This window comes from Kitasatospora sp. NPDC058492 (genome assembly GCF_042720685.1).
Classification (GTDB): domain Bacteria; phylum Actinomycetota; class Actinomycetes; order Streptomycetales; family Streptomycetaceae; genus Kitasatospora.
Genome location: NZ_JBHXMU010000068.1, coordinates 1 through 23,880 on the forward strand (window position 1 = coordinate 1; position 23,880 = coordinate 23,880).

General features: G+C 73.0%; 24 protein-coding genes. 17 read left to right on the top strand and 7 right to left on the bottom strand.

Going from position 1 to position 23,880, the window contains the following annotated elements; all coding sequences use genetic code 11:
- Nucleotides 1–102: 102 nt before the first annotated feature.
- Both ACFWPI_RS32620 and ACFWPI_RS32625 read right to left on the bottom strand, forming a co-directional pair.
- Complete coding sequence (locus tag ACFWPI_RS32620; RefSeq protein ID WP_380378627.1) at nucleotides 103–1,026, bottom strand: lytic polysaccharide monooxygenase; 924 nt, start codon at nucleotides 1,024–1,026, stop codon at nucleotides 103–105.
- 292 nt (nucleotides 1,027–1,318) lie between these two features.
- Nucleotides 1,319–2,542 (bottom strand): alanine racemase, encoded by a 1,224-nt coding sequence (locus ACFWPI_RS32625; protein WP_380378629.1) that lies wholly within the window; start codon nucleotides 2,540–2,542, stop codon nucleotides 1,319–1,321.
- Nucleotides 2,543–2,633: 91 nt separating this feature from the next.
- Here ACFWPI_RS32625 and ACFWPI_RS32630 point away from each other — a divergent pair, with 91 nt between their 5' ends.
- Nucleotides 2,634–3,407 (top strand): SseB family protein, encoded by a 774-nt coding sequence (locus ACFWPI_RS32630; RefSeq protein ID WP_380378631.1) that lies wholly within the window; start codon nucleotides 2,634–2,636, stop codon nucleotides 3,405–3,407.
- 86 nt (nucleotides 3,408–3,493) lie between these two features.
- Here the strand turns inward: ACFWPI_RS32630 and ACFWPI_RS32635 are convergent, their stop codons facing one another.
- On the bottom strand, nucleotides 3,494–3,871 hold the full coding sequence (locus ACFWPI_RS32635; protein WP_063346861.1) for a DUF1844 domain-containing protein: 378 nt from the start codon (nucleotides 3,869–3,871) through the stop codon (nucleotides 3,494–3,496).
- Nucleotides 3,872–4,353: 482 nt separating this feature from the next.
- Here ACFWPI_RS32635 and infC point away from each other — a divergent pair, with 482 nt between their 5' ends.
- The 11 genes from infC to ACFWPI_RS32690 all read left to right on the top strand — a co-directional run bounded on the left by infC (nucleotide 4,354) and on the right by ACFWPI_RS32690 (nucleotide 15,623).
- Nucleotides 4,354–5,124: a translation initiation factor IF-3 gene (infC, locus tag ACFWPI_RS32640; RefSeq protein ID WP_380346233.1), complete on the top strand. Its 771-nt coding sequence runs from the start codon at nucleotides 4,354–4,356 to the stop codon at nucleotides 5,122–5,124.
- Nucleotides 5,125–5,265: 141 nt separating this feature from the next.
- The gene (rpmI, locus tag ACFWPI_RS32645; protein ID WP_030055648.1) at nucleotides 5,266–5,460 is read left to right on the top strand and encodes a 50S ribosomal protein L35; all 195 of its coding nucleotides are present in this window, start codon (nucleotides 5,266–5,268) and stop codon (nucleotides 5,458–5,460) included.
- A gap of 109 nt (nucleotides 5,461–5,569) precedes the next feature.
- A complete protein-coding gene (rplT, locus tag ACFWPI_RS32650; protein ID WP_030055649.1) occupies nucleotides 5,570–5,965 on the top strand; it encodes a 50S ribosomal protein L20 in 396 nt (131 codons plus the stop codon).
- A gap of 104 nt (nucleotides 5,966–6,069) precedes the next feature.
- Nucleotides 6,070–6,936 (top strand): TrmH family RNA methyltransferase, encoded by an 867-nt coding sequence (locus ACFWPI_RS32655; protein WP_380346224.1) that lies wholly within the window; start codon nucleotides 6,070–6,072, stop codon nucleotides 6,934–6,936.
- A gap of 110 nt (nucleotides 6,937–7,046) precedes the next feature.
- Nucleotides 7,047–8,150: an ATP-binding protein gene (locus ACFWPI_RS32660; RefSeq protein ID WP_380378634.1), complete on the top strand. Its 1,104-nt coding sequence runs from the start codon at nucleotides 7,047–7,049 to the stop codon at nucleotides 8,148–8,150.
- A 378-nt stretch (nucleotides 8,151–8,528) separates the two neighbouring features.
- Complete coding sequence (gene pheS / locus ACFWPI_RS32665; RefSeq protein WP_380378635.1) at nucleotides 8,529–9,650, top strand: phenylalanine--tRNA ligase subunit alpha; 1,122 nt, start codon at nucleotides 8,529–8,531, stop codon at nucleotides 9,648–9,650.
- Entirely contained in the window at nucleotides 9,650–12,151 is a 2,502-nt protein-coding gene (gene pheT, locus ACFWPI_RS32670; RefSeq protein WP_380378636.1) for a phenylalanine--tRNA ligase subunit beta, read from the top strand. Before pheS ends, pheT begins: the two co-directional genes overlap by 1 nt.
- Nucleotides 12,152–12,324: 173 nt before the next feature.
- Nucleotides 12,325–12,756 carry a GntR family transcriptional regulator gene (locus tag ACFWPI_RS32675; RefSeq protein WP_380378638.1) on the top strand — a complete coding sequence of 144 codons (432 nt, stop codon included), beginning with the start codon at nucleotides 12,325–12,327 and terminating at the stop codon, nucleotides 12,754–12,756.
- A complete protein-coding gene (locus tag ACFWPI_RS32680) occupies nucleotides 12,753–13,691 on the top strand; it encodes an ATP-binding cassette domain-containing protein (protein ID WP_380378640.1) in 939 nt (312 codons plus the stop codon). Before ACFWPI_RS32675 ends, ACFWPI_RS32680 begins: the two co-directional genes overlap by 4 nt.
- Nucleotides 13,688–14,662, top strand: a complete 975-nt coding sequence (locus tag ACFWPI_RS32685) for an ABC transporter permease subunit (RefSeq protein WP_380378641.1) — start codon at nucleotides 13,688–13,690, stop codon at nucleotides 14,660–14,662. Before ACFWPI_RS32680 ends, ACFWPI_RS32685 begins: the two co-directional genes overlap by 4 nt.
- A gap of 118 nt (nucleotides 14,663–14,780) precedes the next feature.
- The gene (locus ACFWPI_RS32690; protein ID WP_380378643.1) at nucleotides 14,781–15,623 is read left to right on the top strand and encodes a chitosanase; all 843 of its coding nucleotides are present in this window, start codon (nucleotides 14,781–14,783) and stop codon (nucleotides 15,621–15,623) included.
- A 69-nt stretch (nucleotides 15,624–15,692) separates the two neighbouring features.
- On the opposite strand, the gene ACFWPI_RS32695 is transcribed toward ACFWPI_RS32690, so the two are convergent.
- A complete protein-coding gene (locus ACFWPI_RS32695) occupies nucleotides 15,693–16,562 on the bottom strand; it encodes a 3-hydroxybutyryl-CoA dehydrogenase (protein ID WP_380378644.1) in 870 nt (289 codons plus the stop codon).
- A 282-nt stretch (nucleotides 16,563–16,844) separates the two neighbouring features.
- Between ACFWPI_RS32695 and ACFWPI_RS32700 the strand changes: the two genes are divergently transcribed.
- Nucleotides 16,845–17,663 (top strand): SDR family NAD(P)-dependent oxidoreductase, encoded by an 819-nt coding sequence (locus ACFWPI_RS32700; RefSeq protein ID WP_063346850.1) that lies wholly within the window; start codon nucleotides 16,845–16,847, stop codon nucleotides 17,661–17,663.
- Between the two features lie 44 nt (nucleotides 17,664–17,707).
- On the opposite strand, the gene ACFWPI_RS32705 is transcribed toward ACFWPI_RS32700, so the two are convergent.
- On the bottom strand, nucleotides 17,708–18,667 hold the full coding sequence (locus ACFWPI_RS32705; RefSeq protein WP_079135471.1) for a polysaccharide deacetylase family protein: 960 nt from the start codon (nucleotides 18,665–18,667) through the stop codon (nucleotides 17,708–17,710).
- 275 nt (nucleotides 18,668–18,942) lie between these two features.
- On the opposite strand from ACFWPI_RS32705, the gene ACFWPI_RS32710 reads away from it, so the two are divergent.
- Both ACFWPI_RS32710 and ACFWPI_RS32715 read left to right on the top strand, forming a co-directional pair.
- Nucleotides 18,943–19,827 carry an SAM-dependent methyltransferase gene (locus tag ACFWPI_RS32710; protein WP_380378646.1) on the top strand — a complete coding sequence of 295 codons (885 nt, stop codon included), beginning with the start codon at nucleotides 18,943–18,945 and terminating at the stop codon, nucleotides 19,825–19,827.
- A gap of 157 nt (nucleotides 19,828–19,984) precedes the next feature.
- Nucleotides 19,985–20,491 (top strand): FBP domain-containing protein, encoded by a 507-nt coding sequence (locus ACFWPI_RS32715; RefSeq protein ID WP_380378647.1) that lies wholly within the window; start codon nucleotides 19,985–19,987, stop codon nucleotides 20,489–20,491.
- 31 nt (nucleotides 20,492–20,522) lie between these two features.
- On the opposite strand, the gene ACFWPI_RS32720 is transcribed toward ACFWPI_RS32715, so the two are convergent.
- Entirely contained in the window at nucleotides 20,523–20,897 is a 375-nt protein-coding gene (locus ACFWPI_RS32720; RefSeq protein WP_063346848.1) for an RNA-binding S4 domain-containing protein, read from the bottom strand.
- A gap of 70 nt (nucleotides 20,898–20,967) precedes the next feature.
- On the bottom strand, nucleotides 20,968–21,393 hold the full coding sequence (locus ACFWPI_RS32725) for a VOC family protein (protein WP_063346847.1): 426 nt from the start codon (nucleotides 21,391–21,393) through the stop codon (nucleotides 20,968–20,970).
- Between the two features lie 82 nt (nucleotides 21,394–21,475).
- On the opposite strand from ACFWPI_RS32725, the gene ACFWPI_RS32730 reads away from it, so the two are divergent.
- Nucleotides 21,476–22,678, top strand: coding sequence for a methyltransferase (locus ACFWPI_RS32730; protein ID WP_380378649.1), 1,203 nt, complete (start codon nucleotides 21,476–21,478; stop codon nucleotides 22,676–22,678).
- Between the two features lie 162 nt (nucleotides 22,679–22,840).
- The gene (gene argC, locus ACFWPI_RS32735; protein ID WP_063346845.1) at nucleotides 22,841–23,869 is read left to right on the top strand and encodes an N-acetyl-gamma-glutamyl-phosphate reductase; all 1,029 of its coding nucleotides are present in this window, start codon (nucleotides 22,841–22,843) and stop codon (nucleotides 23,867–23,869) included.
- The last annotated feature ends 11 nt before the right edge of the window (nucleotides 23,870–23,880 follow it).

Below are 23,880 nucleotides of genomic sequence, written 5' to 3' on the forward strand. Positions count from 1 at the left end.
GAGAGCACTCTCCGGGTGGGCCGCCGCCGTTCGTTCCGGACGGGGTGGAGCCGCGGAACCGGGCCGGACGGGGGTTTGGCCGCCCCGGCCCCGCGTCCGGCGTCAGGAGTCGCGTCGAACAGCCTCGACGCGACGGCGCCGGAGCACCATGCCGGCCCAGCCCACGCTGATCGCGGCGGCGCCGGCCAGCAGCAGCGGGCCGGTGGCCGACGTGCCGACGGCCGCGGCGGCGGTCGGGATCACGGCGCCGGCCGGGGAGTTGGGGTCGCCGCCGTGGCCGTGGTGGGCGACCGTGGACTTGGGTGCGTCGGCCGCGATCTGCGCGTCGCTGGGCGCGGCCGGGGCCTGCGCGGCGAGCGCCGAGACGGCCGGGGCGCCGGCCGCGGTGGCCGCGCCGAAGTCGACGTCGGAGCAGCTGTAGAACGCCTCCGGGCTGTCGCTGCGCTGCCAGACCGTGTACAGCAGCTGGCGGCCGGTGCGCTGCGGCAGGGTGCCGGCGTAGGTGTAGAAGCCGTTGGTGGCGGTGCGGTCGACCTGTACCTGGGCGACCGGCGTCGGGTCGAGGTCCGACCACTTCAGCGGCTTGGTGGGGTCGTAGCCCGGCTTGGTGATGTAGACGGTCTGGGTGCCCACGTGGGGCGCGGTGGTGCGGAACTGGAAGGTGAAGGCGCCCGCCTTGACCGCGGTGGCCGGCCAGTCGGTGCGCGGCCAGTCCAGGGCCTGGTACTTGTCGCGGTTGGCCGAGCAGAGCTTGCCGTCCGGGATCAGGGCCTGGTGGTTGCCGGCCGCGTTGGCGATGTTGACCTCGTTCCAGTCGTACAGCGGCTGGGTGCCGCTCGCGGCGACGAGGTCCTTGCAGATCTGGGACACCGGGTGCTCGGGGCCCTCGGCGTAGCAGGCGGCGACCCGGCTGACCGGGTTGGTCATGGTGCCGTGGGCGCTGGCGGTGCCTGCGGTGGAAACGGCCACCGCGAGGGCCGCGACGCCGACCGCGCCGACGGACAGGGCACTTCGCTTGATGGACATGGGGTGGGGACTCCTTGACCGTCGTTCCGGGCGGGTGTGGGGGGAGCGGACACGCCTGCCCGTTCGGGGGCCGCCGGCCCGGACCGCGGACCCCTGGCCAGAGCGTATGATTGGTCTGGACCAGCTGGCAATAGTCGTGCGTGCCACGCTTCCTGACGGACTGTAGGCCCCCGAACAGGGCAAAGGCCCGACGGAACGGCCGGGTTAGGCGTTCCATCGGGCCCGCTTAAGGCTCCGGAAAGGTCGTCGGACGGCCGTTCGGGCGGTCAGGCCGCCGTCGGCCGCAGGCCGGTCACAGGAACGCCTTCCCCTCGCCCCGGTACGTCGGGACGGTCCGGACGATCCGGTCGCCCTCGATCAGGTGCAGTTCGGTGAAGCGCTCGCACAGTTCGCCCGCCTTGGCGTGCCGGAACCAGACCCGGTCGCCGATCAGCAGGTCGTCCGCGGCCGCGCCGAGCAGCGGGGTCTGCACCTCCCCGGCGCCCTCCATCGGGTCGTAGCGCAGCCCCTGCGGCAGGTACGGCACCGGCGAGCGGTCCGGGCCGGCCGCGCCGGAGGCGGGGTAGCCGCCGCCGAGCACCGTCACCACGCCGACGCCGGGGCGGCGCACCACCGGCTGGCCGAACAGCGCGGCCGGACGGCCTTGGAACGAGCGGTAGTTGTCGAACAGTCGGGGCAGGTAGAGCCCGGAGCCCGCCGCGACCTCGGTGACCGCGCGCTCGGCCACGGTGGACTCCACGCTGCCGGTACCGCCGCCGTTGACGAACTCCAGCTCGGCCACCCGCCGCAGCCGCCGGACCACGGCCGCCCGCCGCTCGGCCAGTTCGGTCCTGGCCCTGGCCTGCATCAGCCGGATCAGCTGCGAACGCAGCGGCCGGCCGGGCACCTGGTCGCCCACCCCGGCGACGTGCCCCTCGTAGGCCATCAGGCCGACCACCCGGAAGCCCCGGCGGTGCTGGACGAGTTCGGCGAAGGCGCCGAGGTCCTCGGGGGTGCGCAGCGGGGAGCGCCGGGCGCCCACCCGGACCCGCCCGCCGAGCAGGTGCAGCGCGGTGTCCAGCTCCAGGCAGACCCGCACCTCGGCGTCGCCGCCGCGGGCCTTGTCGATCAGGTCCAGCTGGGCGGGGTCGTCGAGGACGACGGTGACCTCGTTGGCGAGCGCCGGATCGGCGGTCAGCTCGGTGTACCCGGACCGGTCGGCGGAGGGGTAGGCGAGCAGGACGTCGCGCACGCCGGTGCGGGCCAGCCAGAGCGACTCGTCGAGGGTGTAGCTCATCACCCCGGCGAAGCCGTCCACGGCCAGCGCGCGGTCCAGCAGCGCCCGGCAGCGCACCGACTTGCTGGCCACCCGGACCGGCTTGCCGGCGGCCCGGCGCACCAGGTCGGCGGCGTTGGCGTCGAAGGCGGCGAGGTCGACGACGGCCACCGGCCCGTCCAGGTGCGCGGTGGCCCGGTCGTACCGGAGGCGGTCGGAGACCGGGGTGGGGGCGGTCGCGGGTGCGTCGAGGATCACCATGGGCGCAGGGTGCCACACCGCACTACCGGTGGGTAGGCCCCGCGTGCAGGGAAATGGGGCGGCTCGTGCGCGGTGGCATAGGGTCGGGCGGGTGGACCGCAAAGACTTCTCCAACCCGGCGTTCGTCGGCAAGGGCATCCCGAACCCCGGCTTCTCCGACGACGACGGCACCGCCGACCCGGCGCTCGCCGAGGCCCTCGCCCGCTGGTCGCAGGACCGCGCGGCCGAGCCGGAGGTGCTGGCGGCGCTGACCCCCACCCGGCTGATGGTCCCGATCGTCGCGATCCTCGGCGAGGTCGAGGTGGACGCGCACGGGCACAAGCACGAGAAGACCAGCGACATGGCCGTCCCGGTGCTGGAGGCCCCGGACGGGCGCCGCGCGCTGCCGGCCTTCACCTCGCTCGACTCGCTCGCCCGCTGGCGTGCCGACGCCCGCCCGGCGCCGACGGCGGCCCCGCAGGCCGCGATGGTCGCCTTCTCCGAGCGCGCCGACACCCTGCTGGTCGACCCGGCCGGGCCGGTGCCGTTCCAGCTGAGCGGTGCCCGGCTGCGGGCGCTCGCGGAGAACCGCCCGTTCCTGCCGCCGGCCCGGGACCCGGAGGTGCGCGAGGCGGTCCGCGGGCTGCTGGCGGCCGAGCCGCAGGTGCTCACCGGGCTGCTGGCGGCCGCGGAGGGCGCGGACGGGGTGCTCGCGGTGGTGTTCGACCCGGCGCTGGACCAGGACGGGCTGCAGGCGGCCGTGCAGCGGGTCGGGCGGGCGGTGGCCGCCGACCCGGTGCTGCGGGTGCGGCTGGACCGCGGGCTGGACCTCGCGGTGCTGCCGGCGAGCGCGGAGCTGCCGGGGGAGCCGCTCTACCGGCGGTAGGGAGCGCTAGGAAGCGGTAGGGAGCCGTAGGAAGTGCGTCGGGGGCGGTGCGTCGCGTGACGCACCGCCCCCGAGTCGCGTCCGGGTCAGGAGTAGACCGGCCCGGTGAACTTCTCGCCCGGGCCCGTGCCCGGCGCGTCCGGGACGATGGAGGCCTCGCGGAAGGCCAGCTGCAGCGAGCGCAGGCCGTCCCGCAGCGGCGCCGCGTGGAAGTTGCTGATCTCCGGGGCGCCGGCGGTGACGAGCCCGGCCAGCGCGGTGATCAGCTTGCGGGCCTCGTCGAGGTCCTTGTCCTTCTCCCCGCCCTCGGCCAGGCCGCACTTGACCGCGGCGGCGCTCATCAGGTGCACCGCGACGGTGGTGATCACCTCGACGGCCGGGACCTCGGCGATGTCCCGGGTGAGGTCGTCGAAGCCGATCGCGTCGTCGTCCGCGCCGGGGGTCTTGGTGGGCTCGCTGCTCAAGGGGGGCTCGTTCCGTCGTGCCGGTGTCAGTACCCCTGGAGCGTACAAGGGCCCTTCCGGAGGCGGACAAAGGTGGTGAGGTGGGGCGGAATAGCGTTCGACTCCGCAGCGCTGTATGCTTCGAGACTGACCGGCCGGGATCCCGTATGGGCACCTGGCCAGCAAGAGGAGGCTCCACCCAGGAGGCCCGAGAGGGCAACCGCGAAAGTCTCCCACCTGGTCGACCTCAGGGTCGACGGGTCCCGGTCCGCGACGGGCGCCACGGCGCCGAGTCGCAGCAGCGCTCCTCACCAGGGTGTTGCCCCCGGATTGTGTGGAGCCCCGCTTGTACCGAGCGGGGCTTTTTTCGTGTCGCGGTGCACACGGTGCCGAACAGGTGCCGGGCAGCGCAGCACGAATGAAGCCCCGCCCAGTGGTCGAGTCCACTACGTGCGTCCGCCGTCCGACGGCCGCATCGCAGAAGGTGCAACCGAGGAGGCCCCATCAGCACCGAGCCCCGCATCAACGACCGGATTCGCGTCCCGGAGGTGCGACTCGTCGGTCCCAGCGGCGAGCAGGTCGGCATCGTGCCGCTTGCCAAGGCGCTGGAGCTCGCGCAGGAGTACGACCTTGACCTGGTCGAGGTCGCGGCGACCGCCCGGCCGCCGGTGTGCAAGCTCATGGACTACGGCAAGTTCAAGTACGAGTCGGCCATGAAGGCCCGTGAGGCGCGCAAGAACCAGGCGCACACGGTCATCAAGGAGATGAAGCTCCGGCCGAAGATCGACCCGCACGACTATGACACCAAGAAGGGTCACGTCGTCCGGTTCCTCAAGCAGGGCGACAAGGTCAAGATCACGATCATGTTCCGTGGTCGTGAGCAGTCCCGCCCCGAGCTGGGCTTCCGCCTGCTGCAGCGGCTCGCCGACGACGTCCAGGACCTGGGCTTCATCGAGTCGTCGCCGAAGCAGGACGGCCGAAACATGATCATGGTTCTTGGCCCGCACAAGAAGAAGACCGAGGCGATGGCCGAGGCCCGCGCCCTCGCCGACGCCCGCAAGGCCGAGCGTCAGGGCCGTACCCCCGGCTCCGACGCCGCTGCGGACGACGACCTGCTGGACGACGACCTGCTGGTCGACGACGAGGTCGCCGATGACGAGGTCGCCGACGACGAGGCGACCGAGGCGGCCGAGGCACAGGACGCCCCGGCCGAGGCGCCGGCCGTCGAGGCCGACGCTCCGGTCGAGCAGCCGGCCGCCTCCCAGGGCGCCTGAGCCTTCACCGGCCAGGGCGGCCCGGGAGACCGGCCCCAAGGTGACGGGGCGCCCCGCCCGGTCACACAGATCCATCCAGTTCACGCCCGCGTGGCGCAGGCCGCGCGGGCGCGGACGGGACCGACGAGGAGATACGGCGAAATGCCGAAGCAGAAGACGCACAGTGGCGCCAGCAAGCGCTTCAAGATCAGTGGCTCTGGCAAGGTGCTCCGCGAGCGCGCCGGCCGCCGCCACCTCCTGGAGCACAAGCCCTCGACGCTGACCCGCAAGCTGGCCGGGACCGTCGAGCTGGCCCCCGCTGACGCCAAGAAGATCAAGAAGCTTCTCGGCAAGTGATCGCCCTCCCGCCCGGCGCGAGCCGTGAGCGGGGCAGCTGATCCTTCCCGACCCATTCGAATGACGGACCACGTGAAGTAGTCCGTGGTCCAACCCAAGGAGTAATCAAGTGGCACGCGTCAAGCGGGCAGTCAACGCCCACAAGAAGCGCCGGGTCATCCTGGAGCGCGCCAGCGGCTACCGTGGCCAGCGCTCGCGCCTGTACCGCAAGGCCAAGGAGCAGGTCACCCACTCGCTGGTCTACAACTTCAACGACCGCAAGAAGCGCAAGGGCGACTTCCGTCAGCTGTGGATCCAGCGCATCAACGCTGCGGCCCGTGCCAACGGCATCACCTACAACCGCTTCGTGCAGGGCCTGAAGGCCGCCAGCGTCGAGATCGACCGCAAGATGCTGGCCGACCTGGCCGTCAACGACCCGGGCGCGTTCGCGTCGCTGGTCGAGGTCGCCCAGAAGGCGCTGCCGGCCGACGTGAACGCCCCCAAGGCTGCCGCCGACGCCGCCTGATCTTCCGAGATCAGTTGAGCTCTGACCGGACCCGCAGGCTCCCTGCGGGTCCGGTTCTGCGTTTCCCCGGATCTTCAGCGCCGCCCGCCACAGAGAACGAGACCATGCCGAGCACCGACACCCCCCTGCTCACCTCCCTGCGCTCGCCGCGCGTCGTCGCCGCCCGCCGGCTCGCCAAGCGGAACCAGCGCACCAAGGAACGCCGCTTCCTGGTCGAGGGCCCGCAGGCCGTCCGGGAGGCCGTCGCCTTCGGCCAGCTGCCGGACTCGGCCGAGCACGCCGTGGTCGAGGTGTACGTGACCCCGGAGGCCGCCGAGCGGCACGCCGCCCTCGTCGAGGCGACGCTGGCCGAGGGGCTGCCGGTGCTGACCGCCACCGACGAGGTGATCGCCGACATCTGCGACACGGTGACCCCGCAGGGCATTGTGGCGCTCTGCCGCTTCATCGACACGCCGTTCGCCGAGGTGCTCAAGGCCCGCCCCAAGCTCGTCGCGGTCCTCGCCCACGTCCGCGACCCCGGCAACGCCGGCACCGTGCTGCGCACCGCCGACGCGGCCGGCGCGGACGCCGTGGTGCTCACCGACGCCTCGGTGGACCTGTACAACCCGAAGGCCGTCCGGGCCTCCGTCGGCAGCCTGTTCCACCTGCCGGTGGCGGTCGGCGTGCCGGTCGAGGAGGCGGTCGCGCAGCTGCGCGCGGCCGGGGTCCGGGTGCTCGCCGCGGACGGCGCGGGGGAGCGCGACCTGGACCAGGAGCTCGACGAGGGCACCCTGGGCGCGCCCGGCGCGTGGGTGTTCGGCAACGAGGCCTGGGGGCTCCCGGAGGAGACCCGCGCGCTGGCCGACGAGGTCGTGCGCGTCCCGATCCACGGGCACGCCGAGAGCCTCAACCTGGCCACCGCCGCGGCCGTCTGCCTGTACGCCTCGGCCCGGGCGCAGCGCTCGCCCGGCGGCTGCCGCTCGAACGCCTGACCCGCACGCTCCAGCCGCCACCGGCCGAGGGCCTACTACAGGGGGCTGCGAGGCGCTAGGGTCTGCCTCTGTGGGGGGAACGGCACGGTGGGTAATCGGGGAGGACACCCATGGTCGGCAGCGGGCCAGAGCTAGACCCGGACGACCTACCGGACGGCCTGGTGGTCGCCGATGCGCTGGGCCGGGTGGTCTGCTTCAACCGGGCCGCGGCCCGGCTCACCGGCCTGCCCCCGGAGGCCGCGCTCGGTAGCGGGCTGGAGGACGTCCTCCCGCTGGAGGACCTGGACGGCCGCCGCTGGTGGCAGCTGACCGACCCGTACGGCGGCCTGGCCACCCGCACCGGCCAGCCGGAGCGCAACCTGCTGCTGCCCGGCGGCCGCGAGGTGCTGGTCTCCGCCCGGTACGTCCGGGACGTGCCGCTGGGGCCGCCGCAGCGGGTGGTGGTCGCGCTGCGCGGCACCGAGGCCCGGCGCCGCACCGAGCGCAGCCACGCCGAGCTGATCGCCACCGTCGCCCACGAGCTGCGCTCGCCGCTCACCAGCGTCAAGGGCTTCACGGCGACGCTGCTGGCCAAGTGGGAGCGGTTCACCGACGGGCAGAAGCGGCTGATGCTGGAGACGGTGGACGCCGACGCCGACCGGGTCACCCGGCTGATCGCCGAGCTGCTGGACATCTCCCGGATCGACGCCGGCCGGCTGGAGCTGCGCAAGCAGGTGGTCGACCTGGCCGCCGCGGTGCGCCGGCACGTCGAGCGCAAGGTCGCCACCGGCATCCCCGAGGAGCGCTTCGACGTCCGGATCAGCGAGTCGCTGACCGTCCTGTGGGCCGACCCGGACAAGGTCGACCAGGTGCTGGCCAACCTGCTGGAAAACGCGGTGCGCCACGGCGAGGGAACTGTCACGATCGAGGTGGCACCGGCCAAGGAGGTCGTCGAGGCGCCCCTCTGGGAGCGCTCGGGCACCCCTCCCCGCATCGTGGAAGGAACCGCGGTCACCGTGAGCGACGAAGGAAGCGGCATCCCCGAGGAGTCGATGCCGCGCGTCTTCACCCGCTTCTGGCGCGGTTCCAAGCGCGGCGGCACCGGCCTGGGCCTGTACATCGTCAAGGGCATCGTGGAGGCCCACGGCGGCTCGATCCGGGTCGACCGGGCCCCCTGCGGCGGCGCCCGGTTCCGATTTGTCCTGCCCGCCAGCGTTCCGGACTTCATGCTCTGAAGGAGCATGAACGACAAGCAGAGCATGCTCTGAAGGAGCATGAACGACAAGCAGAGCATGCTCTGAAGGAGCATGAACGACAAGCAGAGCATTCTCTGAAAGAGATGAACGACAAGCAGAGCATGCTCTGAAGGAGCTCTGAAGGAGCATGAACGCATGCTCCGGGGTCCCGCTGGACGGGCTTCCAGGCAGCCGCGCTACGCGCTGCGACTACACTCGACCTTTGGCGTTGTGGTACGCCCTGTGCGGCTGAGCCGCGGACATCCCTCTTCCCCGTCGTACGGAGAACGGCTGCCCGTGCCCCGGCCACACCGGGCGTACCGCAGAGGCAGCCACCCTTACCTGAGCACGGACGAGCAGGAGCACGGGAAGATAGAGATGTCGGCACCCAACAAGTCGTACGACCCGGTCGAGGTCGAGGCCCTCAAGCCCGAGGTGGTGGAGCAGGCGCGGGACGAGGCCGTCGCCGCCTTCGCCGCCGCCAGCACGCTCGACGAGCTGAAGGAGGCCAAGGTCGCCCACACCGGCGACCGTTCCGCGCTCTCCCTCGCCAACCGCGAGATCGGCGCCCTGCCCCCGCACGCCAAGGCCGCCGCCGGCAAGCTGATCGGCCAGGCCCGCGGCGCCGTCAACAAGGCCCTCGCCAAGCGGCAGGCCGAGCTGGAGGCGGAGCGCGACGCCCGCGTGCTGGTCGAGGAGGCGGTGGACGTCACGCTGCCGTACGACCGCGCCCCGCGCGGCGCCCGGCACCCGCTGACCACCCTGGCCGAGCGCATCGAGGACACCTTCGTCGCGATGGGCTACCAGGTCGCCGAGGGCCCCGAGGCCGAGGCCGAGTGGCTGAACTTCGACGCCCTCAACCTGGGCCCGGACCACCCGGCCCGCTCGATGCAGGACACCTTCTTCGTGCAGGCCCCGGACGGCTCCGCCGACTCCGGCGTGGTGATGCGCACCCAGACCTCCCCGGTCCAGGCCCGCACCCTGCTCGACCGCGAGCCCCCGGTCTACGTGGTCTGCCCCGGCCGCGTCTACCGCACCGACGAGCTGGACGCCACGCACACCCCGGTGTTCCGCCAGGTCGAGGGCCTCGCGGTGGACGAGGGCATCACCTTCGCCGACCTCAAGGGCACCATCGAGGTGCTGGTCGAGAAGCTGATCGGCGGCGGCCTGGAGCTGCGCTGGCGCCCCTCGTACTTCCCGTTCACCGAGCCGAGCGCCGAGATCGACCTGCAGTGCTTCGTGTGCCGCGGCGAGAGCGTCGGCAACCCGGACCGCCCCTGCCGGACCTGCTCCTCCGAGGGCTGGATCGAGCTCGGCGGCTGCGGCGTGGTCAACCCGCGCGTGCTGGTCTCCTGCGGCGTCGACCCCAACCGCTACAGCGGGTTCGCCTTCGGCCTGGGCCTGGAGCGGATCCTGATGAATCGTCACAACGTCGCCGACATGCGCGACATGGTCGAGGGTGACGTGCGCTTCACTCTCCCGTTCGGGATGGAGATCTGATGCGCGTCCCGCTTTCCTGGCTGCGCGAGTACGTCGACCTGCCGGCCGGCGAGACCGGCCGTGACGTGGCGGAGCGCCTGGTCAGGGCCGGCCTGGAGGTCGAGACCGTCGAGCAGCTCGGCGGCGACCTCAAGGGCCCGCTGGTGGTCGGCGAGGTGCTCTCCATCGAGCAGCTGACCGGCTTCAAGAAGCCGATCCGGCACTGCCTCGTCAACGTCGGCGACGCCAACGGCACCGGCGAGCCGCAGGAGATCGTCTGCGGCGCCACCAACTTCGCCGTCGGCGACAAGGTCGTCGTGGTGCTCCCGGGCGCCGTGCTGCCCGGTCCCTTCCCGATCGCGGCCCGCCAGACCTACGGCCGCACCTCGGCCGGCATGATCTGCTCGGCCCGCGAGCTCGGCATGGGCGACGACCACGACGGCATCATCGTGCTCCCGCCGGAGTTCGAGCCCGGCACCGACGCGATCGAGCTGCTCCAGCTGGTCGACGAGGTGCTGGACATCGCCGTCACCCCGGACCGCGGCTACTGCCTGTCCCTGCGCGGCGTCGCCCGCGAGGCCGCCGCCGCGTACGGGCTGCCGCTGGCCGACCCGGCGCTGCTCGACGTGCCGCCGGCCAACTCCTTCGGCTACCTGGTCAAGGTCAACGACCCGGCTGGCTGCGACCGCTTCGTGGCCCGCACGGTCGTCGGCATCGACCCGACCGCCAAGTCCCCGATCTGGCTGCAGCGCCGCCTCCAGAAGGCCGGCATCCGCCCGATCTCGCTGACCGTCGACATCACCAACTACGTGATGCTGGAGGTCGGCCAGCCGCTGCACGCCTACGACAAGCAGCGCGTGAGCGGCCCGATCACGGTCCGCCGGGCGGAGCAGGGCGAGAGCCTGACCACCCTCGACGGCGTGCAGCGCAAGCTCTCCGCCGAGGACCTGCTGATCTGCGACAACAGCGGCCCGATCGGCCTGGCCGGTGTCATGGGCGGCGCCTCCACCGAGATCCTCGACCCGGCCGCCGGCCCGGGCACCACCGAGGTGATCATCGAGGCGGCGCACTTCGAGCCGGTCGCCATCGCCCGCGCCGCCAAGCGGCACAAGCTGCCCTCCGAGGCGTCCAAGCGCTTCGAGCGCGGCGTCGACCCGGAGGCCGCCCGCGCCGCCGCCCAGCGCGCCGTCGACCTGCTGGTCCTGATCGCCGGCGGCACCGCCGAGGCCGGGGTCACCGACATCGCCGCCCCGCACCCGGTGCGCACCATCACCATCTCCGCCGACCTGCCCGACCGGGTCGCCGGCACCGCGTACGGCCGCGAGACCGTGACCCGGCGCCTGCAGGAGATCGGCTGCTCGGTCGCCGGCGCCGACGTCCTGGAGGTCACCCCGCCGACCTGGCGCCCCGACCTCACCGACCCGTACGACCTCGCGGAGGAGGTCATCCGGCTGGAGGGCTACGACAACGTCCCCGCCCGGATGCCCAACGTGCCCCCGGGCAAGGGCCTGACCGAGGCCCAGCGCGGCCACCGCCGGATCGGCGTCGCGCTGGCCGGGGCCGGCTACGTCGAGGTCAACAACTACCCGTTCCTCGGCGAGAGTGCCTTCGAGGCGCTCGGCCTGGAGCCGGACGACCGGCGCCGGCGCACCGTCAAGCTGGTCAACCCGCTCAACGACGAGGAGCCGGCGCTGCGCACCACGCTGCTGCCGGGCCTGCTCGGCTCGCTGCGGCGCAACGTCGGCCGCGGCAACACCGACCTGGCGATCTACGAGACCGGCACCGTCTTCCTGCCCAAGGACGAGCTGTCCGTGGCCCCGCGCCCGGCCGTCGACCGCCGGCCCAGCACGGAGGAGCTGGCCGCGCTGGACGCCGCGCTGCCGGACCAGCCGCGCCGGGTCGCCGTCGCCCTCGCGGGCGAGCGGCTGCCGTCCGGCTGGTGGGGCCAGGGCGCCGGGGCGTCCTGGGCGGACGCCGTCCAGGCGGCCCGTACGGTGGCCCGCGCGGCCGGCGTCGAGCTGACCGTGCGGCAGGGGCAGCGGGCGCCGTGGCACCCGGGCCGCTGCGCCGAGCTGGTCGTCACCGGCACCGACCGGGTGGTCGGCCACGCCGGTGAGCTGCACCCGCGCGTCGTCAAGGCGCTCGGCCTGCCGGCCCGTACCAGCGCGATGGAGATCGACGTCGACCTGCTCACCGCGGACGGCGCCGAGAAGGTCAACGGCCCTGCGGTCTCCGGCTTCCCGGTGGCCACCCAGGACGTCGCACTGATCGTCGACGCCGCCGTTCCGGCCGCCGACGTGGAGGCCGCGCTGCGCTCCGGCGCGGGCGAACTGCTGGAGGCCATCCGGCTGTTCGACGTCTTCACCGGCGAGCAGGTCGGCGAGGGCCGCAAGTCGCTGGCGTACGCGCTGCGCTTCCGCGCCGCGGACCGCACGCTGACCGCCGACGAGGCGACCGCCGCCCGCGAGGCGGCCGTCGCCGAGGCCGTCGCCCGCACCGGTGCGGTGCTGCGCGGCGCCTGATCCCGTCAGGCCCCAGGGCCCCGTTCGGACCTCGGTCCGGGCGGGGCCCTTTGCCGTTCTTCGACTTTTCCTGCCTTCCCTCGCCTTCCCTCGCCTTCCCTCACCTTCCCTCACCTTTCCTCACCTTTCCTTGGCTTGACGGAACGTCACCATGTCCACTTAACTCATTAACTATGGAACTAGATAAAGGCGCCGACCCGCCCCCTCCGATCGAGTTCCGCCTGGACCCGGCCTCCGGTGTCCCGACCTATCTGCAACTCGTGCAGCAGGTCGAACAGGCGCTGCGGATGGGCTGGTTGACGGAGGGGGACCGGCTTCCCCGGGTGCGCGAGGTGGTGGCGGGGCTGGCGATCAACCCCAACACCGTGCTCAAGGCGTACCGCGAGCTGGAGCACCGCGGCCTGGCCGTCGGCCGGCGCGGCCAGGGCACCTTCGTGCGCGGACTGCCCGCCGGGGTGGTGCCGTTGCGCGAACGGGCCGCGCTGCGACGGGGATTGCTGGACTGGATGTGCGCGGCGCGGGCCACCGGGCTGGACGAGGAAGGGATGGTCGCGGTGTTCGAGGACACGCTGCGCGACCTGCGGAACGGAGAGGTGGCGTCATGACGGCGGACACCGTGATCGACTGCGGCGGGATCGGCAAGCGCTACCGCCGTTCCTGGGCGCTGCGGGACTGCCATCTGGCCGTCCCCGCCGGGCGCGTGGTGGCGCTGGTCGGGCCGAACGGCGCCGGCAAGACCACACTGCTGGGCCTGGCCGCCGGGCTGACCCGGCCGAGCGAGGGCGCCATGACCGTTCTCGGTGACCAACTCCCGGGCTCACCGGCGGCGTTGGACCGGATCGGGTTCGTCGCCCAGAACGCCGCGCTCTACCCCGGAGTGCCCGTGCGCGACCTGCTCCGGATGGGCCGGTACCTGAACCGCCGCTGGGACGACGCCCGGGCGCACGCCCACCTGGAGGGCCTCGGCATCCCGCTGGACCGCAGGTACGGCCGCCTCTCCGGCGGCCAGCAGGCCCAGGTGTCGCTCGCCCTGGCGCTCGCCAAGCGCCCCGAACTGCTGCTGCTGGACGAGCCGTTGGCCGCTCTGGACCCGCTGGCCCGGCACGACTTCATGGCGGTGCTGCTGACCGCGGTGGCCGAGGACGGCCTGTCCGTGGTGTTCTCCTCGCACGCCGTCAACGAGCTGGAGCAGAGCTGCGACCACCTGGTGGTGCTCGGTGGCGGCCGGGTCCAGGTGGCGGGCGAGGCGGACGACCTGGTGGCCGGCCACCGGATGCTGACCGGCCCGACCGCCGGGGCGGACGAGGTCGCCGCCCGGCTGCCGGTGGTCCGCGACCGCAGGGCCGGGGCGCAGTCGCACCTGCTGGTGCGGACCGGCGGCGTGGACGCCCCGGTCCCTGCCGGCTGGCGCCAACAGCGCGTCGGCCTGGAGGAGTTGGTGCTCGCCTACCTGCGCGAGCCGACCGCCTCCGCCCTACCCGGCCCGCGCGGGGCCGTCCGCGCGTCCGTCCGTACGTCCGAGAAAGCGATGCTGTCATGAGTGCCGTCACCGCCGTTCCCGCCGCGCTGCCCCGGGCCGGGGTGGTGCGGGCGGCGTGGCTGCGGCACCGGCCCGCGCTGCGGGTGCTGCTGGGCGTCCTGGCCGGGCTCGTCCTGCTGCTGGCCGTCACCGGGTACTTCCTGCACGCCGGGTTCGACCGGTCCGGCGCGGGTGACTGCGACATGGCGACGCGTGCCTGCAACGAGCACTGGAAGGGGTTCCTGCGCGAGTACGGCACCGAGCTGATGGTCGGCGCGAACATCGTCTACTTCCTCGGCGGCGCCCTCGGCGCCTTCGCCGGCGGCCCTTTGCTGGCACGGGAGTTCGAGCACGGCACGGTCCGCTTCGCCTGGACCCAGGGGGTCGGACGGACCAGGTGGACGGTGGGCGTCCTGGCCGTCGTGGGCGGCGTGCTGGCCGTCGCGACGGTGCTGGCGGGCGTGGTGACCAACTGGTGGCTGGAGCCGATGGCGAGGCAGTCGGGCCGCTTCACGCCGCTGCTGTTCACGGCCGCCGCGCCCGCCCTGGTCGGCCGGGTCCTGCTGGTCTTCGCGCTGTCCGCGCTCGCGGGCGCGGTGCTGCGGCGGACGGTGGTGGCGGTGGGGATCGGGGTGGCGGCCTCGGTCGTGTCCACGCTGGTCGCCCAGTCCCTGCGGTTCGACTACCGCGCCCCGCTCCAGGACACCTTGCACACGCTGGCGCAGGCCTCGGTCGACCACCGCTGGGAGGGGAGCACGTGGATCACCGACCCGGCCGGGAACCGGATGAGCATCGGGCGGCTCTACGACGCGGGGAACGACTACTACGGCGCCCAGAAGCTGGTGAGCGAGGGCGGCTACTCGGCGCACGAGATCTACCAACCGGGCAGTCGCTACTGGTCGTTCCAGTTCATCGAGCTCGGCTGGATGGCGGCCCTGGCGGTGCTGCTGTGCGCGGCGGCGGTCTGGTGGGTGCGCAGGCGGGCGGTCTGACCTGCGTCTTTGAAGAGCCTTGAAGAGACTTTGTCAAAACCCTTGCGGGGACGGGGAAGGAGGGCTCTTAATTCTCGTTAGGAAAGTTTCCTAACCCCCCGAGGAAACGGAGCATCGTATGCGTCCCCAGCACAACCGTGCCCTCCGCATCGCCCTCGCCGCCGCCCTGGTGGCCGCGCCCCTCACGGTCGCGGCCGCCGGCGCCGCCACCGCCGCGCCGACGTCCGCGACGTCCGTCCAGCTCAAGGGAGTCGGGCTGGACGACCCGCACAAGAAGGACATCGCGATGCAGCTGGTGTCCAGCGCGGAGAACTCCTCGCTGGACTGGAAGGCCCAGTACAAGTACATCGAGGACATCGGCGACGGGCGCGGCTACACCGCCGGCATCATCGGCTTCTGCTCCGGCACCGGCGACATGCTGGACCTCGTCCAGCACTACACCGACCTCAAGCCGGGCAACGTCCTCGCCAAGTACCTGCCGGCCCTGAAGAAGGTCAACGGCAGCGCCTCGCACGCCGGCCTCGGCACCCCCTTCGTCAACGACTGGGCCGCCGCCGCCAAGGACACGGTCTTCCTGCAGGCCCAGAACGACGAGCGCGACCGGGTGTACTTCAACCCCGCCGTCAACCAGGCCAAGTCCGACGGCCTGCGCGCGCTCGGCCAGTTCGCCTACTACGACGCCATCGTCATGCACGGCCCCGGCAACAGCTCGGACAGCTTCGGCGGCATCCGCGCCGCCGCCCTGAAGAAGGCCAAGACCCCCGCCCAGGGCGGCGACGAGGCCACCTACCTCAAGGCCTTCCTGGACGCCCGCAAGGTGGTCATGAAGAAGGAGCAGGCCCACTCCGACACCAGCCGGGTCGACACCGAGCAGTCGGTCTTCCTCAACGCGAAGAACTTCGACCTCAACCCGCCGCTCAAGTGGAAGGTCTACGGCGACAGTTACGCCATCAACAGCTGACGCAACGCCGAGCGGGGCCCGGGAGCAGCACCTCGCTCCCGGGCCCCGCCGCCGTCCACCGGCCGGTGCTCAGGCGCTCGCGGTGTAGTCGTAGAAGCCGCGGCCGGACTTGCGGCCCAGCAAGCCCGCGTCGACCATCCGGGACAGCAGCGGGGGAGCCGCGTACAGCGGCTCCTTGTACTCGTCGTACATCGACTCGGCGATCGAGACGATGGTGTCCAGACCGATCAGGTCGCACAGCCGCAGCGGGCCCATCGGGTGGGCGCAGCCGGCCTCCATGCCCTTGTCGATGTCGGAGGCCGTGGCCACGCCCGACTCGAACATCCGCACCGCGGACAGCAGGTAGGGCACCAGCAGCGCGTTGACCACGAAGCCGGCCCGGTCGCGGGCGCGGATCGGCTCCTTGCCGAGCTCCTGGGAGGCGAAGGCCTCGACCCGCTCGGTGGTCACCGCCGAGGTGGTCAGCGTCGGGATGACCTCGACCAGCTTCTGCACCGGCGCCGGGTTGAAGAAGTGCAGGCCGATCACCTGCTCGGGGCGGGAGGTGGCGGCGGCCAGCTTCACGATCGGGATCGACGAGGTGTTGGAGGCCAGGATCGCGTCACGGCGCTCGACCACCTGGTCCAGGGTCTGGAAGATCTTGACCTTGATGTCCTCGCGCTCGGCGACCGCCTCGACCACCAGGTCGCGGTCGGCGAAGTCGGCCAGGTCCACGGTGAAGGCCAGTCGGGCCAGCGCCGCGTCCCGATCCTCCGGGCTCAGCTTGCCGCGCTTGACCGCCGTGTCCAGGGAGTTGGTCAGCCGGGTACGGCCGAACTCCAGCGCCTCGCCGCTGGCCTCCGCCACCAGGACGTCCAGCCCGGCCCGGGCGAAGACCTCCGCGATGCCCGACCCCATCAGGCCGCAGCCGATCACTCCGACGCGCGCGATGTCACTCACTCAGTTGCCCTTCGGTGGTGCTGGGGATCGCCCAGCGACTGGTGACCCAGCGAGCTGCTGGTCAACGGGCCGGTGTGCCGGAATGGGTGCACCGGTCACCGTCCCGACGACGTTACTACTCCGTACCGGCCAGTAGGTCACCCCCTCCCCGGCCGGGTGCCAGTGCGAGCAGTCGTCCGAACGGGTGAGGCCGGGCCCGCAGCCCGTGCGCCCGGGGCCGCGCCCGTGCGGCGGCCGGAAGAATGCCGCGGACGGGGGCCGGGGACGGGAAGGGAGCACACGGTGCCGACGGGATCGCTCACAGGACAGGTCGCCCTGATCACCGGCGCGGGCCGGGGAATCGGCCGGGAGATCGCCATTGGCCTGGCCGCCGAGGGCATGGCCGTCGGCCTGGTCGGCCGCACCCACGGGACGCTGACCGACACCCTCAAGGAGTGCGCCCGGCGCGGCTCCCGCGGCGTCGCCGTCACCGCCGACGTCACCCGCGCCGGCGCCGTCCGCGAGGCCGTCCGGGTCGTCGAACGCGACCTCGGCCCGATCGACCTGCTGATCAACAACGCCGGCCTGGTCGACCGCGCCGAGGTGCCGCTCTGGGAGACCGACGCCAACCAGTGGTGGCAGGTGATCGAGACCAACCTGCGCGGCCCCTACAACCTGCTGCGCTGCGTCCTGCCGGGCATGGTGTCCCGGCGGCGCGGCCGGGTGGTCAACCTCAACTCCGGCTTCGCCCTGCGCCCGGACGGCCACTACACCGCGTACGCCACCTCCAAGGGCGCGCTGCTCCAGCTCTCCGACAACATGGCGGACTCGCTGGCCCGCCACGGCATCGTCATCCTCGACATCAGCCCCGGCGCGGTCGAAACCGACATGACCGCCGCCATGCCGATGTTCAAGGACACGCAGACCTGGGGCTCCATCCCGTACATGGTCGCGGTCACCGTGGACGCCGCCCGCGGCCGCTTCGACGGCCTGCACGGCCGGTTCATCCACGCCGGGCGGGACGACCTGGAGGAACTGGTCAACCGGGCCGCGGAGATCCGCGCGGCGGACGCCCGGACGCTGCGGATGCGCCCGTACAAGGCGGACGACCCGATGGGCTGAACGGGCCCCTCGGCCGGCGCGGTCTTTCCTGGTCCGAAGAGCGGTCAGGCGCACAGCTGACTGGCGGTCACCGGCTTCAGCCCCGCCTTGGCGAGGCCGTCCAGGATGCCCGGCAGCGCGTCCACCGTGCACTGGTGGCCCATGTGCAGGGCGACCACCGACCCGCCGCGCACCGACTTCAGCACCCGGCGTTGCAACTCGGCGGCCGACGGGTCGTTGTAGTCGCGCGGGTCGACGTCGAAGGACAGCACGTGCTCGTAGCCGACCGCCTTCGCCTGCTCGCGCACCGTCCGGGTGGCGTACTGCGCGGCGGACGGGCGGAACCAGCGGCCGATCGAGCCGGTGAGCCGCTGCAGCCGTTCGGCGCACTGGGCGATCTCGTCGTGCACCTGGGCGGCCGTCATCGTCGACAGGTCGAGGTGGTTCTGGGTGTGGTTGCCCAGCTCGTGGCCGGCGTCCAGGATCCGGCGGGCCATCTGCGGCTGCTGGTCGAGCCAGCTGCCGACGACCATCACGGTCAGCTTGATGCCGCGCTGCTCGGCGGCCTCCAGCAGCGCGGTGGCCTGCTTCGGATCGCCGCTGCCGTGGCAGGTCAGCGCCACGAACTTGCTGGTGCGCGGCCCGTTCACCACCTCGACCGGGGTGCCGGCGGCGAGCGGCGGCAGCACCGGCGGCGTCGGAGGCGTGGGCGGGGGTGTGGGCGGCGTCGCGGCCCCGGCGGCCGGCTCCGCGCCGGTGGCCGGGTCGGTACCGGCGGTCGGGTCGGCCCCGGTGGGCTGCGGCTCCGGTGGGGCGGACGGTACGGGGGAGGCCGGGCCCTCGCCGCCGTTCCAGGCCGGGTCGGTGGTGTGCTGCGGGTCGAGGGTGCCCGGGTGCACGGCGAGCCCCCCGGCGTCGGCCCGGCGCGGGGTGCCGGAGGCACACGCGCTGAGGAACCCGCTGGCGGCGGTCAGGGCGGCCAGCTGGACGGCGGTGCGCAGTACGGTGCGGCGGTCGGCAGTCATCGGCAGTCAGCATAGGGACGGCGGCCACCCACGGCGATCCGAGGAGCGTCCCGGTACCGCCATTGACGTGCACACACTCCACTGCCCGGGTGTTGCGTAAACCTGAACTCCCGCTGTTTCACCGGCGTGTCGTCGGATACGATCACGGCGCACCGCACGCCACGGGAGGGTGGCCGGGCCGGACGCGGGTCACCCCCGTCGTACCGGGCGGGCCCGCCGACCGCCGCGGCGGTGCCATTTCCGGCAGTGAGCACGGCAGAGGGGGGCGGAACAGGATGCACGAGGACAGCGCAGCCGTCGGCGAGGCCACCGGCACCGACTGGGACTGGGCCAGAGCGGACGACTGGCAGCCGCCGAGCGAGCTCGACACCGGCATCCCGCACACCGCCCGGATGTACGACTACTACCTGGGCGGCAAGGACAACTTCGAGGCCGACCGCAAGGCCGCCCAGGCCGCCATAGCCGCCTACCCCGCGCTGCCGCTGCTGGCCCGCACCAACCGGCAGTTCCTCGGCGACGCGGTGGAGTTCGCCGCCGGCCGGGGCATCCGCCAGTTCGTCGACATCGGCACCGGCATCCCGGCCGTCGGTTCCACCAGCGAGGTCGCCCAGCGGGTCGCCCCGGACGCCCGGGTGGTGTACGTCGACAACGACCCGATCGTCGCCACCCACGCCCGCGCCCTGCTGGCCGGCCACCCCGCCGGACACACCTCGGTCATCGAGGCCGACCTGCGCGACCCGGCCGCCATCCTCGACCACCCGGGCCTGCTCGCCGCCGTGGACCTGTCCCGGCCGGTCGCGCTGATGCTCGTCGCCGTGCTGCACTTCATCCGCGACGAGGACGGCGCCCAGCAGATCGTCCGCACCCTGCGCGACGCGCTCGCCCCCGGCAGCGCGCTGATCCTCTCCCACGGCAGCCCCGACTTCGCCTCCCGGGAGAGCGCCGCCGAAGGCACCCGCATCTACCGCAGCGCCAGCGCCCCCCTGGTGCTGCGCCCGCGCGCCGGCGTCGAACCCTTCTTCGGCGACTTCGAGTTCGCCGGCCCCGGCCTGGTCCAACTCCCGCTCTGGCGCCCCACCCCCGGCCACGTCCCCACCACCGAACTCCCCGAAGGCTGGCAGGACGTCTCCGCCTACGCGGGCGTCGCGTTCAAGCAGTAGCCCCGGTTCACGAGGCGGCCCCGGCGCCTCCCTCCTACGCCGGGACCGGCCTCGCGAACACCCTAGGCTCGGCCACTGACAGCCCGTCACCCTCCCCGGTGCGTACCGGGAGAAATTGGCACGACAGCGCGGGCGGGCCGGTGTTAGCTTCCGCGGCATGGAACCCCTGAACGAGAACGAGATCCGCGCGTCCTTCGTCAACTGCTCCAAGGGCGAGGCCAGTCGGCTCAACCTCCCCCGGGGCCTGGCGGAACTGCCCTGGGAGAAGCTGGACTTCCTCGGCTGGCGGGACCAGGGCGCGCCCGACCGGGCCTACCTGGTGGCGTCGTACGGCGGCGAGCCGGTCGGCGTGACGCTGCGGGTGCCGACGATCCGCCGCAGCCTCACCAAGACCAACGTCTGCTCGCTGTGCATCACCGCGCACGCGGGCTCCGGCGTCGCGCTGCTCGCCGCCCGCCGGGCCGGGGCGGCCGGGCGGGAGGGCAACACCGTCGGCACGTACATCTGCGCCGACCTCGCCTGCTCGCTGTACGTGCGCGGGCTGAAGAAGTCCGCCCTGGTGACCAGGCCCGACGAGTCGCTGCCGCTGGAGCGGCAGATCGACCGGACGGTGGGCAACCTGGACGCGTTCCTCGCCAAGGTGCTCGCCGACACCGCGCGCTGACGGGACGCGCCGACACCGCGCGCCGGCGGGATCAGTGCCCGCGCAGCTGGTCGAGGTCGCGCCGTTCCCGCTTGGTCGGGCGACCGGCGCCCCGGTCCCGCTCGCCGGCCGTCGCGACGAGTTCGCGCGGCGGCCGCGGCGGGCTGTTGTCGATCAGGCAGTCCGCCGCCACCGTCGCGCCGACCCGCTTGCGGATGAGCTTCTGCACCACGACGACCCGCTCGTAGCCCTCCTCGCGGACCCGCACCTCGTCCCCGGGGCGCAGCGCCTGGGCCGGCTTGACCCGCTCGCCGTTCACCCGCACGTGTCCGGCCCGGCAGGCGGCGGCGGCCAGCGCCCGCGTCTTGGTGAGCCGGACCGACCAGATCCAGCTGTCCACCCGCACGCTTCCCTCGTGTTCAGCCATCCCTGGAGCCTACCCAAGCCGCCCGAGCCCGAGCCTGAGCCCGAGCCCGAGCCTGAGCCCGCGGCGCCTGCTACGCCGCCTCCGGCACCATCCGGGCCGCCTGCGGAGCCTCCTGGACCGCCCAGCCGTTGCCGTCCGGGTCGTTGAAGAACACGAAGGAGTTCCACGCCTCGCCGTGCCCGTCCACCCGGCTGCCCGCCTCGAAGTGCTGGACCGGGCTGACCTCGACGCCGCGGGCCGCGAGTTCGGCGTGCGCCTTGTCGATGTTCGGTACCACCAGCTGCAGTCCCTTCACGGATCCGGGCGGCGCCCCGATGACCCCGGTGCCCACCACGATGGAGCACGTGGAGCCCGGGGGAGTCAGCTGGACGACCCGGACCCCGTCGCGCAACCGGGTGTCGTGGTCGACCGTGAAGCCGACCAGCTCCTCGTAGAACAGCTTCGCGCGGTCCACGTCCGACACCGGGACCACCACGACTTCGAGCTTCCAGTCCATCGCCCTCACCCCTCTCGGCCGGGCTCTTCCAGTATCCGTCGAAACGGTTCCCCGTCGGGCCGTCGGATAGCCTGAGAACACGATGAATCCCGAGATCACGCCCGCCGCGGCGACCCTGTTCAGCACGCCGTGGGGCGCCTTCGACCTCACCCGCTTCCCCGAGGACCCGCGTGAGCGGCTGCGGGCCTGGGACGCGGCCGACGAGTACCTGCTGCGCCACCTCGCGGGCGAGGCGGACAGCGCCGCCGGCACCGTGACCGACCTGGCCGGCCGCCGGATCGTCGTCCTGGGCGACCGCTGGGGCGCGTTGACCACCGCGCTGGCCGCCCACGAGCCGGTGCAGATCGTCGACTCCCACCTCGGCCGGCAGGCCACCCTGGCCAACCTGGCGCGGGTCGGCGCCACCGTCGACCCGGCCCGGCTGCTGACCACCCGGGACGCCCCGCCGGAGCGGATCGACGTCCTGCTGGTGCGCGTGCCCAAGAGCCTGGCCCTGCTGGAGGACCAGCTGCACCGGCTGGCCCCCGCCGTCCACCCGGGCACGGTGGTGGTCGGCGCCGGCATGGTCGCCGAGATCCACACCTCCACGCTCCAGCTCTTCGAGCGGATCCTCGGCCCGACCCGCACCTCGCTCGCCGCCCGCAAGGCCCGGTTGATCTTCTGCACCCCGGATCCGGCGCTGGATCCCGGCCCCAGCCCGTGGCCGCACCGCTACGCGCTGCCGCCGGACGTCGGAGCGGTGTCCGGGCGCACGGTGGTCAACCACGCCGGCACGTTCTGCGCCGAGCGCCTCGACATCGGCACCCGCTTCTTCCTCGGCCACCTGCCGACCCCGGCGCCCGGGGCCCGGGTGGTCGACCTGGGCTGCGGCAACGGCGTGGTCGGCACGGCCGCCGCGCTGGCCGGGCCGGGTGCGGAGCTGGTGTTCGTCGACGAGTCCCATCAGGCGGTGGCCTCGGCGGAGGAGACCTTCCGCGCCAATCTGGGCCCGGACGCCCGGGCGGAGTTCCTGACGGCCGACGCGCTGGCGCCGGAGGTGGCGCCCGCGGGCTCGGTGGACCTCGTCCTGAACAATCCGCCGTTCCACTCGCACCAGGCCACCACGGACGCCACCGCCTGGCGGATGTTCACCGGTTCCCGGCGGGCGCTGCGGCCGGGCGGGGAGCTGTGGGTGGTCGGCAACCGCCATCTCGGTTACCACGTCAAGCTGCGGCGTCTCTTCGGGAACTGCCAGCTGGTGGCGGGCAACCCCAAGTTCGTGGTGCTGCGCGCGGTCAAGCGGTAGTCCGGCGTCCGCCCGGTCGGGGGAGGGTCGGTCGTGGGCCGGTGGCGGCCCGGCCGGGCGGACGCAGGGCGGTTTTCGGGCGTTCTTCGGGGTCCTGACCGCAGCTCCTTGCATGAATGTTCCGTGCTGCGTATATTCATGCCACAACAAAGGAGGAACGCCATGGCATTGCGAGTCGCCGTCGCCGGCGCGAGCGGATACGCGGGCGGCGAGGTGCTGCGCCTGCTGCTCGGCCACCCGGAGGTGGAGATCGGGGCGCTGACCGGCGGCTCGAACGCGGGCACCCGGCTGGGCGCGCTCCAGCCGCACCTGATCCCGCTCGCCGACCGCGTCCTCGAACCCACCACCCCCGAGGTGCTGGCCGGCCACGACGTGGTCTTCCTGGCGCTGCCGCACGGCCAGTCCGCCGCCGTCGCCGAGGCGCTCGGCGACAACGTCCTGGTGGTCGACTGCGGCGCCGACTTCCGGCTCCGCGCCGCCACCGACTGGGAGCAGTTCTACGGCTCCGCGCACGCCGGCACCTGGCCCTACGGCCTGCCCGAACTCCCCGGCCACCGGGCCGCGTTGAAGGGCAGCAACCGGATCGCCGTGCCCGGCTGCTACCCGACGGCCGTGTCCCTGGCGCTGTTCCCGGCATACGCGGCCGGGCTCGCCGAGCCGGAGGCCGTCGTGGTCGCCGCCTCCGGCACCTCCGGTGCGGGCAAGGCCGCCAAGACCCACCTGCTGGGCAGCGAGGTCATGGGCAACGTCAGCCCGTACGGCGTCGGCGGCGTGCACCGGCACACCCCGGAGATGGTGCAGAACCTCACCCCGGTCGCGGGCGAGCCCGTCACCGTCTCCTTCACGCCGACCCTCGTCCCGATGCCGCGCGGCATCCTCGCCACCTGCTCCGCCAAGGCGCGGCCCGGCGTGACCGCCGAGAGCCTGCGCGCCGCCTACACCGAGGCGTTCGCGGACGAGCCGTTCGTCCACCTGCTGCCCGAGGGGCAGTGGCCGCAGACCAGCAGCGTCTACGGCGCCAACACCGCCCTCGTCCAGGTCGCGCTGGACGCCACCGCCGGGCGGATCATCGCGATCAGCGCGATCGACAACCTCGTGAAGGGCACCGCGGGCGGCGCGGTGCAGAGCATGAACATCGCCCTGGGCCTGCCCGAGGAGCTGGGCCTTCCCGTGAACGGAGTCGCACCGTGAGCAACAGTACG

Excerpts from the sequence above, each read along its gene's own strand:
- ACFWPI_RS32620 (WP_380378627.1), bottom strand. The coding sequence starts at position 1,026 with ATGTCCATCAAGCGAAGTGCCCTGTCCGTCGGCGCGGTCGGCGTCGCG.
- ACFWPI_RS32625 (WP_380378629.1), bottom strand. The coding sequence starts at position 2,542 with ATGGTGATCCTCGACGCACCCGCGACCGCCCCCACCCCGGTCTCCGAC.
- rpmI (WP_030055648.1), top strand. The coding sequence starts at position 5,266 with ATGCCGAAGCAGAAGACGCACAGTGGCGCCAGCAAGCGCTTCAAGATC.
- ACFWPI_RS32655 (WP_380346224.1), top strand. The coding sequence starts at position 6,070 with ATGCCGAGCACCGACACCCCCCTGCTCACCTCCCTGCGCTCGCCGCGC.
- ACFWPI_RS32660 (WP_380378634.1), top strand. The coding sequence starts at position 7,047 with ATGGTCGGCAGCGGGCCAGAGCTAGACCCGGACGACCTACCGGACGGC.
- pheS (WP_380378635.1), top strand. The coding sequence starts at position 8,529 with ATGTCGGCACCCAACAAGTCGTACGACCCGGTCGAGGTCGAGGCCCTC.
- pheT (WP_380378636.1), top strand. The coding sequence starts at position 9,650 with ATGCGCGTCCCGCTTTCCTGGCTGCGCGAGTACGTCGACCTGCCGGCC.
- ACFWPI_RS32675 (WP_380378638.1), top strand. The coding sequence starts at position 12,325 with ATGGAACTAGATAAAGGCGCCGACCCGCCCCCTCCGATCGAGTTCCGC.
- ACFWPI_RS32680 (WP_380378640.1), top strand. The coding sequence starts at position 12,753 with ATGACGGCGGACACCGTGATCGACTGCGGCGGGATCGGCAAGCGCTAC.
- ACFWPI_RS32685 (WP_380378641.1), top strand. The coding sequence starts at position 13,688 with ATGAGTGCCGTCACCGCCGTTCCCGCCGCGCTGCCCCGGGCCGGGGTG.
- ACFWPI_RS32690 (WP_380378643.1), top strand. The coding sequence starts at position 14,781 with ATGCGTCCCCAGCACAACCGTGCCCTCCGCATCGCCCTCGCCGCCGCC.
- ACFWPI_RS32705 (WP_079135471.1), bottom strand. The coding sequence starts at position 18,667 with ATGACTGCCGACCGCCGCACCGTACTGCGCACCGCCGTCCAGCTGGCC.
- ACFWPI_RS32710 (WP_380378646.1), top strand. The coding sequence starts at position 18,943 with ATGCACGAGGACAGCGCAGCCGTCGGCGAGGCCACCGGCACCGACTGG.
- ACFWPI_RS32715 (WP_380378647.1), top strand. The coding sequence starts at position 19,985 with ATGGAACCCCTGAACGAGAACGAGATCCGCGCGTCCTTCGTCAACTGC.
- ACFWPI_RS32720 (WP_063346848.1), bottom strand. The coding sequence starts at position 20,897 with ATGGCTGAACACGAGGGAAGCGTGCGGGTGGACAGCTGGATCTGGTCG.
- ACFWPI_RS32725 (WP_063346847.1), bottom strand. The coding sequence starts at position 21,393 with ATGGACTGGAAGCTCGAAGTCGTGGTGGTCCCGGTGTCGGACGTGGAC.
- ACFWPI_RS32730 (WP_380378649.1), top strand. The coding sequence starts at position 21,476 with ATGAATCCCGAGATCACGCCCGCCGCGGCGACCCTGTTCAGCACGCCG.
- argC (WP_063346845.1), top strand. The coding sequence starts at position 22,841 with ATGGCATTGCGAGTCGCCGTCGCCGGCGCGAGCGGATACGCGGGCGGC.